Origin of the sequence: Celeribacter baekdonensis (assembly GCF_003047105.1) — a bacterium.
Classification (GTDB): domain Bacteria; phylum Pseudomonadota; class Alphaproteobacteria; order Rhodobacterales; family Rhodobacteraceae; genus Celeribacter; species Celeribacter baekdonensis_B.
This window is the reverse complement of record NZ_CP028473.1, coordinates 1-11822: the sequence shown is the minus strand read 5'-3', so window position 1 is coordinate 11822 and position 11822 is coordinate 1. Positions and strand designations below refer to the sequence as shown.

Sequence of the window (11822 nt, the reverse complement as noted above, 5' to 3'; positions counted from 1 at the left end):
TCCGGCTTAGAAGAAATTGTGTGTCCGGAGAGGGACCCGAGGCAGCGTTTGCGCAGCACAACGCGTTCGGGTCGCTCGTAGGATGCTATTTTGCCGGAATGTCACGAGAAGCCGTCGACAATGGTGCCGGCCGAGAAGATCAGCACGATCCCGATGATGACCGAGGCGAACCAGCCCCAGTTGAGCCTTCCCATCATACACATGAAGCCGGTGCCAATGACCGCGAGCGTCGCGACCGCGATCCCGATCGGACCGGTGAGAGCGGCCTCGACGGTTTCCAGCATGGTCTGGATCGGCGACAAGTCTTGCGCGAAAGCGGGTGCCGAGAGAATCGTCAAGGTTGTAGCGGTGGGCAAAAGGCGGCTGAGGCGATGTCGAAGCATGCGAAGTTCCTTTAATTACTGAAAATCAATGAGGACCGGTGCGCGCTCTGGCAGGCTGGTCGCGAGGCGGAAGCTTGGCTTGTTCGTAGGCGTCCCCGCCAGCCGAGACTGTATCCGGTGAATGCGCGCAATGTAGGCACGCGTCTCGGAGAAGGGTGGGACGCCCGCGTATTGGATCACGCGGTGAGGACCGGCATTGTAGGCCGCGAGCGCAAGGTCGATGTCCTTGAACGTGGCGAGTTGAGCGAGGAGATAGCGCGCCGCGCCGTCGAGGTTCTGGGAGGGATCGCGCGGATCGACGCTGAGAGCACGGGCGGTATCCGGCATCAGTTGGCCGAGACCATAGGCGCCCTTGGGGCTTACGGCGGTCGGGTTGTAGCTGCTTTCAGCTTCGACCAGTGCGCGGAACAGGACCTGCCAATCATCCGGGCCCAGACCAACCTGCCGCAGGGCGCGATTGCCCTCGTGGCGATCTGCGGTGGCCAGGATCAAATTGAGGATCTCTGTGCGCCCCGAAGTCGGTGTAGCCTCCTGAGGTGGAAATGAAACCACGGGTTCAGCGCCGTCGTTCAGCCCTGCCCAGGCGGGTTTTTCGCCGTGGAAGGTCCAACCTGACGTCCGAACAGTGCCATCGCGCGCAAAAGCGATGACGTCAGCCGCACTCCTCGAGGGTGATGCTGTAGTCAGGGCCAAAGCACAGATTGCGCCCGTCACCGAACTCGAGATGATGTTTAAAGAGCCCCGGCCAGATGTTGAAATACCGCGGCTCGGGCCCGTGCGGGGTAATTCTCGTGGAGACGAGAATGGCTTCCGGCTCGCCGATCCGCAGGTAGATGCACTGGTAGCGCGGCTTGCCATCGTCCGTGAACCCCACGAGTTCATACCGGCAGCGGAATGCAACGCCCTTCTCAAAAAGGTCTTTTACACCATCGATGGTGATCAAAATTTGGTTGCGCGCTATCGGCATGTTCGGACTCTCCCCATGAGAGCCCTTCTACTTCACGACACTAAGGCCATAAAGTCATATGGAGTCAATACGACATATTGCAGATAAATACAAATTGCGCGATAGTTCGCGCAACTTTCGCGCGAAACAAGGCTGGTGAGCGACATGAAGCGACAGGCGATGGCTGCGGTGATGGGTGTGATGGCGGCGTTCGGCACCCCTGAGAAGGCGCGGGCCTATGATATCGACTGCGCCATCATGCTTTGCATGGCGGGTGGTTTCCCGCCAAGCGCGGTCTGCGCACGGGCCTATCGCACCATGATCCGCCGCATCACGCCCTGGCCGAGCCTGCCGCCCTTCGGGGTCTGCACCTTTGCCCATGTGCCGGTCGAGCTGGGCGGGCCCGGCGGGGAGGGTGAGCTCGACACCAACCTGCCGGAATACGAATGGCTGAACCGGACCCATGTGATCTGGTTCACTGGAAGCTCATATGACACCAATGAGGATGGGCGTGTGTGGAACTGGTCCGTGAAATCGTGCGATCGGGAGAACCGAACCTGCACCTATCTCCAGCGCGCGCGACGAGAAAGCCGGTCATGGCCTGACAGTTTCGTCTCTCAAAGTGGCCAAGTGATCGAGTTGCCCACGAGGCGACGCTCAGGTGAATTCTCTCTTCGCAGCATCATGGTCGAATACGGCGACTATGAGGGCAACATGGGCCACTCGGAGTGGTTTGCTTATTGATCGCTCTCATCAGGATCGCTGAGGGAAAAAGGGCGGATGTAAATGGCCGACGGGTCATATTGGTCAGGGTCAAAATGCCAGAGACGGCTGGTGGTGCCATCGTTCCAACGGTAGTCCGTGAAGACGTGGGTTTCGACTTGCTTTGAGAGGAAATAGCCTTCCTGAAAGGGCCTTCCGATCTTCTTTTTACCCATAAAAATACTGCTTACAAATAAAATGTGCGCATGAGCGCGCAGGGGTATGATAAAAGGCCTATATAGCGCTCTGTGAACAAGAGGGTCGGGTCACCCTCCAAGAATTTTGTGATACGTTCCAATAAATTAATGGATGAAGCGAACTTTGCGTTCTCCTCCTTGCCATATGAATTCGACTCATGTTGGACAGATTAGTAAGTTCGTCATGACTAAGAAAACGCGCGTCTCAGCTCCTGCATGTTCAATACAAACACAGTTGCTCAATTTGACGACTGTGGAATGGACATTATGCGCGACATGCAGTCACGCTAAATATATGTTACAATTGCAGATTATTCTCTGTGCTGTCCGCGCGGCTAAGGCGCACGAGTCCGGATGTGATTCACGAGCATCGCGCGTCTTATCAAGACGGGGTAGACCCGCGCTGGCGGGCATCCATAGAGCCACTTCTTAGTGGTTAATATGAACGAAATGTCGTCTCGTTCCGCTTTGTCTAACTGTCCTGTTGTTGGCATAAAACATGCATGTAGGGGGCATTCTTTTAGTGCGACATGAACACTGGCACTTTGGCGGTGCGGATTACATGGTGGGTGACACCGCCGAACAGATCCTGCGAAAACTTGCTGTGCTCGTATGCGCCCATCACGATCAGCTGTGCGCCGATTTCAGAAGCCGTAGTTTCGATGATCTCCGCGATTTTTCGTCCCGATCGGGGACGCAGGATGTGTTCCGCCTGTATGCCGTGGCGTTCGAGGTGGGTCACGATATCGGTGCCTGTGGGCATCTCGTGAAGCACATCGCCGACGGTCAGGATCGAGACCTTCTTCGGTGCATCTTCGAGCACGGTCATGGCGTCGCTCAGCGCACGCGCGGAGGCCCGTTTGCCGTCCCATGCGACCAGCACATGATTGGCCAGCCCTTCTGAGATATAGTCATCGGGCACCACAAGTACGGGGCGACCGCTTTGCAGCGCCATCACATCCGGGCTGACGGCCCGGTATTCATCCGTGGGAAGTTTCGGAGGATAGCCGGTTACGATGAAGTCGAAATTCCGGGCGATCTCTGCCAGAGAAAGTTTGCCGATGACCTCGGGCATGAGAAAACGGGCGCGATTTTCGATCCCGGCGGCTTCCACTTCCTGCTGAAACAACTCCCGCGAGCCCTCGATTTTTGCGGCTCTCACCGTCTTGAGCTTGTCGTGGAGGTCTTCGGTCAGACCCAGCACCTGATCGAAATAGGACGACGGTCCGCCATAAATGCCGGTCAGCCATGCTTCATGGCGTTTTGCAACTTTCACGGCGTGACGAAGGCTATGGGGAAATCCCGCGCTTCCAGTGTGGGCGAGAAGGATGTTTTTAATGGTCACGATGTCCTCACAGTCCGAAAATGATTTCCGAAACCTTAGACGACATAATCTTAGAGGTCTATGATTTTGTGGTTTCCCGTCCGAAATTCGCAAACGTATTGCGGATTTCCGAGATCAGTTCGGTTTGCGGCGCGGAGAAGACCATTTTCTTGTCATGGATCAGGAACAGAGGGATGGCGATGTCGATTTCCGGTGTCTGCACGATGCGAAGCCCGTCTTTTTCCGGGTTGGCGGGCACGGCGCTCTGAAACACAAAGCCGACACCGATATCTGCGCGAATGGCGCTCAGGATCGGTTCAGGATGCCCGAATTCCAGGACGCTGTTTGTGCGGACAACGCCCGCGGTGCGCAGGGCCTCGTCAATGAGTTCGCGGGCGATCTGTCCCTTGCGGGGGGTGACGAACGGCAGGGAGGCGAGGTCCGACAGGCTTGCGACATTTCCGGCGAAGCTGCTGTTCAGGGCCGCAACAAGGAAGAGGGGTTCTTTCCAGAGCAATTCGATTTCAAGCCGCGATGTGTCCTGGTTAGGGTCAATCAGGGCGACGCCAAAATCGCAGTCGCCGGAGAGAACGGCCTCGGTGGCGAGGCGGGGGCTGGACATCGACATGCAGACCTTGCTGGTCGGATACTCCTTGTGAAACCGGATAATGATATCTGGAAGTTTATATGTTCCGACGACCATTGTGGCTGCGATCTTGGTTTCTCCAAGGATACCCTGACGGATATCCTCCAGATCAAGAAACATCTCCGTGCTGCGTTGCATGACCTCGGTTGCCCAGGAATAGACCCGTTCGCCGGCTTGGGTCAGTTCGATATTGCGCCCGGCCTTGCGCACAAGTTGCGTTCCGAGACTTTCTTCGAGGCTGCGCAGGTGCGCCGTAACAGCCGGCTGGGCAATGTTTAGATGTTCGGCGGTCCTTGTCACGCTGGAATATTTGGCAACGATGCAAAATACATTGAGTTTATGCAACGTCAGGTTTCTGGAATGCAGAAACTCCTGTGGCAGAGGGACATGTTTCGGCTGTTGTGTCATGGCTTCGGTCCGGTTTCAGGTTTCAGTCGGTATTGGCAGGCCGAGATGTCCCGGCAGGGGAACGATTTTGCGAAGGTTATTCGCGAACACGCGTCGGGCGCGTGTTCGCGGGCGGTGTCGGTGATGGCTTGGCGGGCGGTCGATGTTTCCAAGGGAATATCCGTTCTCCCGTATGGGTGGGGGTGTCATGGATGTCGTACTATGAGAACTCTAATTCATAATCTATCTCATATGTATTTTTGTGAAGTTGATATTAGACAAAATATCGCCCGATCCCAAAGATACGGGCAGCAAAACAAACAAGACGACAAAATGACGCGTCCGGTTGGCGCCGCACAACGATCTTGCCAAAGGCTTGCGACAGGGAGGATGGCAAGGAGGGCATCGCCTCTGTCAGGTGATACGGACGACACATGACGCCTGTCGGGATGAATGCAGACATTCGCCCGGGATTGTCAGGCATGACATTATTTTGGGTCCCGCTCTGAAACGATCGCACATGAAGATGCGACGAGGGCAGGGGCATGGCTTGGGGAGGAAGCCGCCATGACTGCACATCAAAAAACGAGGCTCTCGTTGAACCAGGAACAAATGGTGCTTGCCATTTCCGGGGCGCTTTTCGTGATTTTCTCGCTGACACTCGACAGCTTCTTTCAGGTGTCGAATCTCGTGTCGCTTTTACAGAATGTTTCGATGCTGGGTATTCTGGCCATTGGCATGGCCGGGGTCGTCATCGGACGGGGCATAGACCTGACGATGGTTGCGGTCATGGTGTTTTCCACCGGATGGTCCTTTGTCCTTTTTACCGGCGGGATGCAGATCGAACTGGCGTTGCTGTTGGGGCTGTTGCTGGCGCTGGCCATTGGGACGGTCACCGGCATCCTCGTGGCCTATGTCGAAATCCCGGATATCTTCGCCACGCTCGCCATGGCCACCGTCATTACCGGGCTCGGGCGTTTCGCGCTGGTGCCGAGCGACAATATTTTCATCAGCGGCGATGTTGGCTGGCTGGCCTCGCTTGGGACGGGGAGCGTCGCGGCGTTGCCGATGCCCGTCGTGCTGTTCCTGGTCGTCGCCTGTGCCGCTTTCGTCGGGCTGCGCCTGACGCGCTACGGGGCGTTCGTCTATGCGATCGGCGACAACCCGATGGCGTCGCGCAACAGCGGTATCCCGATCCGCCCCATCAAGGTCCTGATGTACAGCAGTTCGGCGTTCATCGCCTTCTGTGCTGGTCTGATCATGGCGATGACGGTGTCCTCCGTGAACACCAAACTGGCCAGTTCGACGATGATCTACGACATCATTCTGGTGGTCGTGATCGGGGGGATCGGTTTGGCCGGGGGCAAGGGCAGCGTACGCAATGTTCTTTCAGGCACGCTTTTGATCGGATTGCTGCTGAACGGCATGACGATCATGAACATCAGCTATTCGCGCAGAACATCATCAAGAGCCTCATTCTGTTGTTGGCGATCATTGTCGACTCGGTGCTCAACCCCAGAGATGAACAGACCTCTCAACAGGGGGATATCTGAGGCGCTTACAGGCCAAAACAACACCCAACAATAATCGAAAAAAAGCACAACAAGTCTCATGGGAGGAGAAACATGAAACTGTCCAGATTGACAAAGGCGCTCGGTGTCACAGCCGTTCTGTGCGCGACCCTAGGGTTTCCATGCCAGCGATGGCGGAGCGCCGAACGACGGCCTGATCTTTGACTATCACAAGGCATTGGAAGGCAAAAAGGTCGCTTTCGTTCCGATCACGATGGGGTTCGACCTGACACAGGGCTGGATGGCGGCCGTTGAACGGGATGCAGAGCGGCTCGGGTATGAGCTGACGATCCGCGATCCCAACTGGAATGTCGATGCCGGGGCCCAGGCCATCGAACAGCTCATCAACGAAAAGCCCGATGTGTTGATCGTCCACAACAACGATATGCAGGCCTATGCCAAGCTCATTCGCCGGGCGATGGATGCGGGCATCAATGTGATCCAGATGAACCTGAAGACCCCGGTCAACTCCGACGCCTTCGTCGGCGGGACTGGTACGATGTCGGGGTGAAAACGGCGCAGGAGGCCGCCGGATGTGCGGCAAGGGAACCTCGGGCAAGGTCGCCGTGGTGCAGGGGCCGGTCACGGCGCCGCCGAACCAGTTGGGCGTTGCAGGCGTCGAGGATGCCCTGTCGGAGTACCCGGATATCGAGATCGTTTCCAATCAGGCCGCCGACTGGGACGCGTCCAAGGCGCGCTCGATCGCCTCGACCATTCTCAAACAACATGGCGATCTCTGCGCCTTCATCGGCTTGTGGGACAATATGGATGTCGGCATCGCGGCGGCCATTCGCGAAGCCGGGCTGACGGAGCAGGTCAAACTGATTTCAACAGGCGGCGGCAATCAGCAATTCGGCTGTACGAACCTCGAGAGCGGCGCGTTTGCGTCCTATGTCAAGGTGGACACCCGCGATCAGGCGAATCAACTGGCTGAAACCATCCAGATCCTGTTGCAGACCCGGCCCGAACCGGGATCGCAGCCCTTCGGTCTTTATACGGAAAACAAGATCCTGACACCGGACACGGTGGGCCCCGCATCCTGCTGGACGCTGGACGGGATCAAGGCGGGCGACTGAGCCCCGGACGCGGTCGTATGCCTGTGTGCTGCGGCCGCGCATATCTTCGGAGTAAGTTGAATGAGCGTAAACGAAACGTATCAGCGCTGGCGGTATCGCTATGTCCCGGATCATCTGCTTGGCGAAATTCTGGCCAAGAACTGGGTCGACAACGCGATCCCGGTGCTTTTCCTGGTCCTCGCCATCGCCGTGTTTTCCACGATCATACCGGGGTTCTTCACCATCGGGAGCCTGTCGACGATTGCCCGTGTTCTGGGGGAATACATGTTCATCTGCATCGGCATGACGCTGGTGCTCAAGGCCGGGGAATCGACCTGAGTGTCGGGTCTAATTTCGCCTGTGCAATTTCGCCGGGCTCTATCTGGTGAATGCGCTCGGCATGCCGCTGATTGTCGTCATCCTGCGGTCCTGCTGCTCGGCGGGCTCGTCGGGATGTTGAACGGGCTGCTTATCGGCTACATGCGTCTGCGCGCGTTTTTGACCACATTGGTGACGCTCATCCTGCTGCGCGCCATCGTGGAACTTTTGTCGCTGAACTACGGGGTCCAGGCTTCCTATTCCGACACGGCGGTGCCGGCATGGGATTATCTGGGGCTGGCCAGTGTCATGGGGTGCCGGTCTCGCTTGTATTTGCCACCATTGTCGCGGTGATGATCCATATCCTGATGACGCGCATGCGCTTCGGCTGGCATTTGAGTGCGGTCGGTGGCTCGCGCCGCTCGGCCTATAATGTGGGTCTGCCGGTCAGCGGATCGTGGCGCAGACCTATGTGATGTCCGGCGTTCTGACGGCGGCGGGGCGCTGTTCTATGCCTCGCGCCTCGGCAGCATAGGCGGCTCTGTCGGTGTCGGACTCGAAATTGTGATCCTGACGGCGGCGGTGCTCGGCGGCAACAGCCTTGGCGGTGGCCGTGGGTCTGTGGCCAAGGCCATTATCGGCACGGTGATCGTCGTGCTGGTGACCAATGCGCTGGTGCGGCTCGGGCTGCGCACCGGGACAAGCGAACTCGTTTTGGGGCTGATTCTTCTGGCCGCCGTGGCGATCGACGTCAAATGGGTCAAGAACCGGCTCAAGATCCTGAACCGGGCCTATGTGTCCCGACCTATTTCGCGCTTCCGCCCTGTCCCGAAACGGTGGAAGGCTCGTCGTCGGTTTACGAGGTCAACGACAGGTTGTCGTCGGCGGAGGCAATCGTCTGGGCGAGCTCGACGGGCCGGAAGACATTATTCTCGATGAAGACGACAACCTCTATTGCGGCAGCCGTCATGGCGATGTGATCCGGTTCTTTGCCCCGGATTACAAACGGCACGAGGTCTATGTCCATATCGGGGGCAGCCGCTTGGCATGGCGTTCAATCGGGATCAGGAGCTGTGGTCTGTGTCGGGGGAATGGGCTTTACAAAGTCACCAAGGACCGCAAGCCGGTCAAACTTTCGGACGAAACCAACCGCTCGCTGTTCTCGGTGATCGACGATTCCCGTATGCGGCTCGCCGACGATCTCGACATCGCGCCGGACGGTCGGATTTTCTTTTCCGAAGCCACCATCCGCTACGAGATTCACGACTGGATTCTCGATGCGCTGGAATCGCGCGGCAATGGTCGGATCATCTGCTACGACCCGCACGACGGCTCGTCCCGGACCGTTCTGTCGAACCTTCAGTTCCCGAATGGCATCACGATGGTTGGCGACGATGAATCCTTCCTCTTTGCCGAACCTGGGGCTGTCGGATCAGTCGCTATTGGTACGCGGGCCCGCGCAAGGGGCAGACCGAAGTCGTGATCCCGGATCTGCCGGCTACCCGGACAATATCAACCGTGCCTCGGACGGGTCCTTCTGGTGTGCCGTCATCGGCATGCGGTCGCCGACATTCGATCTCGCTCAGCGGATGCCACAGTTCCGGCGGCGCATGGTCTACCGCGTGGCGGCGGACGAATGGATGTATCCAAACATGAATGCGGGCTGTCTGTTCAAGTTCAGCCTGGAGGGCGAAATCCTTGATGTGCTGTGGGATCGCGACGGGGTCAAGCACCCCTCGATCACCTCAATGCGCGAACACAAGGGCAGGCTCTATCTCGGGGGGCTCTTCAACGACCGGATCGGGGTTTACGACCTTCCGGGTGCGGACCCCGAGTGGACGGGCATCAAACATTACTGGGGAGACAAGCAAGACAAGGGAGACAAAACCGATGAGTAACATTTTCTCCGGACACTGGACCGATTTCGGGGCAGCGGCAGCGCGGCCACCACATTGCCCCCGATGGACGGGGCGCTGCGACCGAACACGCGGATCGACGAGGCAGAGGCGCTTGCTTCTCTGGAAGCCCCAGACAACATCCTGTCCACCCCTGATGGCATCTTGCTGTCGAGTCGTGAGCGGTTGCTGCGTCTGACGCCGGAGGGCGGAACCGATGTGATCTGGAGCGCGTCCAGCGACATCACATGCCTTGCAAGCGACGACAGCGGAGCTTTGGCGGTGGGGCTCGACGAGGGTCGGGTGCTCATTCGCGGTGGTCGTCATGACGGCTGGGAGGGGACGCAATTGAACGGCATGCCGATCGTCGCCCCGTCCGCCGCCGTTTTCACCGACCCGGACACACTCCTTTTGTGCCTGGCAAGTCAGGACAACCGGATGGGCGACTGGAGCTCGACCTGATGACGAAACGGGCTAGCGGCTCTGTCTGGAAACTCGATCTCGCGGCTGGCGCAGCAACCTGCCTGTGCCGGGATCTGGCGTTCCCCTACGGGATCGTGGCGGCCGAGGAGAACAGTGTCATCGTGTCGGAAAGCTGGCGCCATCAAGTGTTGCGGATCGGCGCGGACGGGCGGACCAAGGTCATGCTCGCGGAGCTTCCCGGGTATCCGGGGCGTCTGGTGCGGGACGCGGAGGGAGAGGGCCTGTGGCTCACTCTCTTTGCACCGCGGACGCAGTTGATCGAATTCGTTCTGCGCGAGGACGAATACCGACAGCGCATGATCGCGACCATCGAGCCGGAATACTGGATCGCGCCGTCACTGCATGCTCCGACCTCTTATCTGGAACCGTTGCAAGGCGGCAGTCTCAAGCAACTCGGAGAACTCAAACCATGGGCGCCGTCACGCTCGCTCGGCATCGTGCTGCGTCTGGACCCGGCGGGCCATGCAAAAGAGAGCCTGCATTCCCGCGCAAACGGGGTGCGCCACGGCGTGACCAGTTGTCTGCCGTCCCGTGACGGCCTGCTCATGACGTCCAAGGGCGGCGATGTTGTCGTCCGTGCGAAACTATAGGTGACCACCATGCAGATATCACCACTTATCGAAATGCGATCCGTGACCAAGGAATATCGAGGTATTCCCGCGATCCGGAACGTGGATTTCAAGCTTCTTCCCGGAGAAGTGCATGCGCTGCTGGGCGAGAATGGCGCCGGTAAATCGACGCTGACCAAGATCATGGCGGGCGTCACCCAGGCGACGGCGGGCGAAATGCGGCTCGACGACAAGGCGGTGTCCTTTGCGACACCCGGAGAGGCGCTGGCCGAAGGCGTGGCGATGGTGTTTCAGGAAACCAGCCTCGTCCCCAGCATGACGGTTGCGCAAAATCTTTTTCTCGGGGAGGAAAAGCTCTTCAACCGGCTGCGCGGGATTTACATCGCGGCGCAGCAATTCATGCAGTCGCTGAACTTTCAGGTCGATCCCTGGGCCGATGTGGCGACCCTGGGCGCAGCCAAGAAACAGATGGTGGAGATTGCCCGCGCCGTCCGGCAAAAGGCCCGCGTCATCATTTTCGACGAACCCACCGCGACGCTGACGCCCGAGGAAAAACGGCATTTCTTTGCGCTGGTCCGATCTCAAGGCGCGCGGGGTGGCGGTGATCTTCATCACCCATGCGCTCGAAGAGGCGCTGAGCATTGCCGACCGGATCTCGGTCTTGCGTGATGGTGAGCTGGTGATCAGCGACGATGCGGACCGGTTCGACCGCGATATGATCGTTCAGGCGATGGTGGGGCGCAGCCTGTCCGACGAGCTTTACCACAGCCATGGCGAGGACAAGATCCGTCCCCCCGGCCACAAGGTTCTGTCCGTTCAGAACCTGTCGATGTCGAAGATCGTCAAGAACAATTCGTTCTCGGTCTATGGCGGGCAGGTCACCGGCATCTTCGGCCTGATCGGATCGGGGCGCAGCGAAACCGCAAAGGTCGTCTGCGGCATCTATAAACGCGATTTCTTTCACGGCGGCGAGGTGAGGCTTGAGAACAAGCCGGTTCGCTACCGCACGCCCCGGCCCGCGGTGATGGACGGGATCGTTTATGTCACCGAGGACCGCAAGATAGAAGGATTTTATGAAAGCATGTCGATAGCAGAAATATCCATCGGGCGGCCCAGGCGGCCAATGTAAGCCCGGGCCTCTTCGTGAGCTATGCCGAGATGAAGGCTATGGCGGCGGACTGGAGCGACAAGCTCAACATCAGGGCCATCGATTCCGATGCGAGCGTCATCGAACTGTCCGGCGGCAATCAGCAGAAAGTGGTGATCGCACGGGCGCTTGTCCAAAA

Annotated in this window: 16 protein-coding genes and 1 pseudogene; 11 read left to right on the top strand and 6 right to left on the bottom strand. The window is 58.5% G+C overall.

Annotated elements, in window-relative coordinates; translation table 11 throughout:
• Nucleotides 1-101 precede the first annotated feature (101 nt).
• The 3 genes from DA792_RS02045 to DA792_RS02035 form a co-directional block, all read right to left on the bottom strand.
• Complete coding sequence (locus DA792_RS02045; RefSeq protein WP_074646914.1) at nt 102-383, bottom strand: TrbC/VirB2 family protein; 282 nt, start codon at nt 381-383, stop codon at nt 102-104.
• A 15-nt stretch (nt 384-398) separates the two neighbouring features.
• Nucleotides 399-884: a lytic transglycosylase domain-containing protein gene (locus DA792_RS02040; RefSeq protein WP_439099358.1), complete on the bottom strand. Its 486-nt coding sequence runs from the start codon at nt 882-884 to the stop codon at nt 399-401.
• A 151-nt stretch (nt 885-1035) separates the two neighbouring features.
• Nucleotides 1036-1350, bottom strand: a complete 315-nt coding sequence (locus tag DA792_RS02035) for a hypothetical protein (RefSeq protein ID WP_074646910.1) — start codon at nt 1348-1350, stop codon at nt 1036-1038.
• 144 nt (nt 1351-1494) lie between these two features.
• On the opposite strand from DA792_RS02035, the gene DA792_RS02030 reads away from it, so the two are divergent.
• Nucleotides 1495-2073, top strand: a complete 579-nt coding sequence (locus tag DA792_RS02030) for a hypothetical protein (RefSeq protein WP_074646908.1) — start codon at nt 1495-1497, stop codon at nt 2071-2073.
• Here the strand turns inward: DA792_RS02030 and DA792_RS02025 are convergent.
• The 3 genes from DA792_RS02025 to DA792_RS02015 all read right to left on the bottom strand — a co-directional run bounded on the left by DA792_RS02025 (nt 2067) and on the right by DA792_RS02015 (nt 4666).
• The gene (locus DA792_RS02025) at nt 2067-2267 is read right to left on the bottom strand and encodes a hypothetical protein (RefSeq protein WP_074646905.1); all 201 of its coding nucleotides are present in this window, start codon (nt 2265-2267) and stop codon (nt 2067-2069) included. The genes DA792_RS02030 and DA792_RS02025 overlap by 7 nt on opposite strands.
• Nucleotides 2268-2808: 541 nt before the next feature.
• Entirely contained in the window at nt 2809-3633 is an 825-nt protein-coding gene (locus tag DA792_RS22620; RefSeq protein WP_226946242.1) for a universal stress protein, read from the bottom strand.
• Between the two features lie 58 nt (nt 3634-3691).
• Nucleotides 3692-4666 carry a LysR family transcriptional regulator gene (locus DA792_RS02015; RefSeq protein WP_074646903.1) on the bottom strand — a complete coding sequence of 325 codons (975 nt, stop codon included), beginning with the start codon at nt 4664-4666 and terminating at the stop codon, nt 3692-3694.
• 546 nt (nt 4667-5212) lie between these two features.
• Between DA792_RS02015 and DA792_RS02010 the strand changes: the two genes are divergently transcribed.
• The 10 genes and pseudogenes from DA792_RS02010 to DA792_RS01980 form a co-directional block, all read left to right on the top strand.
• Nucleotides 5213-6232, top strand: a complete 1020-nt coding sequence (locus DA792_RS02010; protein WP_368074467.1) for an ABC transporter permease — start codon at nt 5213-5215, stop codon at nt 6230-6232.
• Between the two features lie 162 nt (nt 6233-6394).
• Entirely contained in the window at nt 6395-6727 is a 333-nt protein-coding gene (locus tag DA792_RS02005; protein WP_107717980.1) for a substrate-binding domain-containing protein, read from the top strand.
• Nucleotides 6728-6749: 22 nt separating this feature from the next.
• Nucleotides 6750-7292 (top strand): sugar ABC transporter substrate-binding protein, encoded by a 543-nt coding sequence (locus DA792_RS02000; RefSeq protein WP_107717978.1) that lies wholly within the window; start codon nt 6750-6752, stop codon nt 7290-7292.
• Between the two features lie 60 nt (nt 7293-7352).
• The gene (locus DA792_RS23165) at nt 7353-7610 is read left to right on the top strand and encodes a hypothetical protein (protein WP_368074466.1); all 258 of its coding nucleotides are present in this window, start codon (nt 7353-7355) and stop codon (nt 7608-7610) included.
• Nucleotides 7611-7724: 114 nt separating this feature from the next.
• Nucleotides 7725-7943: a hypothetical protein gene (locus DA792_RS23160; RefSeq protein ID WP_368074465.1), complete on the top strand. Its 219-nt coding sequence runs from the start codon at nt 7725-7727 to the stop codon at nt 7941-7943.
• A 439-nt stretch (nt 7944-8382) separates the two neighbouring features.
• Nucleotides 8383-9072, top strand: coding sequence for a strictosidine synthase family protein (locus DA792_RS23155; RefSeq protein WP_368074464.1), 690 nt, complete (start codon nt 8383-8385; stop codon nt 9070-9072).
• Nucleotides 9073-9145: 73 nt separating this feature from the next.
• Nucleotides 9146-9487 (top strand): hypothetical protein, encoded by a 342-nt coding sequence (locus DA792_RS23150; protein ID WP_368074463.1) that lies wholly within the window; start codon nt 9146-9148, stop codon nt 9485-9487.
• A 54-nt stretch (nt 9488-9541) separates the two neighbouring features.
• Nucleotides 9542-9946, top strand: coding sequence for a hypothetical protein (locus DA792_RS01990; RefSeq protein ID WP_159075137.1), 405 nt, complete (start codon nt 9542-9544; stop codon nt 9944-9946).
• Nucleotides 9946-10557: a hypothetical protein gene (locus tag DA792_RS01985; RefSeq protein ID WP_107717974.1), complete on the top strand. Its 612-nt coding sequence runs from the start codon at nt 9946-9948 to the stop codon at nt 10555-10557. Before DA792_RS01990 ends, DA792_RS01985 begins: the two co-directional genes overlap by 1 nt.
• 9 nt (nt 10558-10566) lie before the next feature.
• Nucleotides 10567-11822, top strand: a pseudogene (locus DA792_RS01980) (sugar ABC transporter ATP-binding protein); the annotation flags it as partial.

What these genes read in the sequence shown, in the direction of transcription:
- DA792_RS02045 (WP_074646914.1), bottom strand. Translation starts at nt 383, where the DNA reads ATGCTTCGACATCGCCTCAGCCGCCTTTTGCCCACCGCTACAACCTTG.
- DA792_RS02035 (WP_074646910.1), bottom strand. Translation starts at nt 1,350, where the DNA reads ATGCCGATAGCGCGCAACCAAATTTTGATCACCATCGATGGTGTAAAA.
- DA792_RS02030 (WP_074646908.1), top strand. Translation starts at nt 1,495, where the DNA reads ATGAAGCGACAGGCGATGGCTGCGGTGATGGGTGTGATGGCGGCGTTC.
- DA792_RS02025 (WP_074646905.1), bottom strand. Translation starts at nt 2,267, where the DNA reads ATGGGTAAAAAGAAGATCGGAAGGCCCTTTCAGGAAGGCTATTTCCTC.
- DA792_RS02015 (WP_074646903.1), bottom strand. Translation starts at nt 4,666, where the DNA reads ATGACACAACAGCCGAAACATGTCCCTCTGCCACAGGAGTTTCTGCAT.
- DA792_RS02010 (WP_368074467.1), top strand. Translation starts at nt 5,213, where the DNA reads ATGACTGCACATCAAAAAACGAGGCTCTCGTTGAACCAGGAACAAATG.
- DA792_RS02000 (WP_107717978.1), top strand. Translation starts at nt 6,750, where the DNA reads ATGTGCGGCAAGGGAACCTCGGGCAAGGTCGCCGTGGTGCAGGGGCCG.
- DA792_RS23165 (WP_368074466.1), top strand. Translation starts at nt 7,353, where the DNA reads ATGAGCGTAAACGAAACGTATCAGCGCTGGCGGTATCGCTATGTCCCG.
- DA792_RS23160 (WP_368074465.1), top strand. Translation starts at nt 7,725, where the DNA reads ATGTTGAACGGGCTGCTTATCGGCTACATGCGTCTGCGCGCGTTTTTG.
- DA792_RS23155 (WP_368074464.1), top strand. Translation starts at nt 8,383, where the DNA reads ATGTGTCCCGACCTATTTCGCGCTTCCGCCCTGTCCCGAAACGGTGGA.
- DA792_RS23150 (WP_368074463.1), top strand. Translation starts at nt 9,146, where the DNA reads ATGCGGTCGCCGACATTCGATCTCGCTCAGCGGATGCCACAGTTCCGG.
- DA792_RS01985 (WP_107717974.1), top strand. Translation starts at nt 9,946, where the DNA reads ATGACGAAACGGGCTAGCGGCTCTGTCTGGAAACTCGATCTCGCGGCT.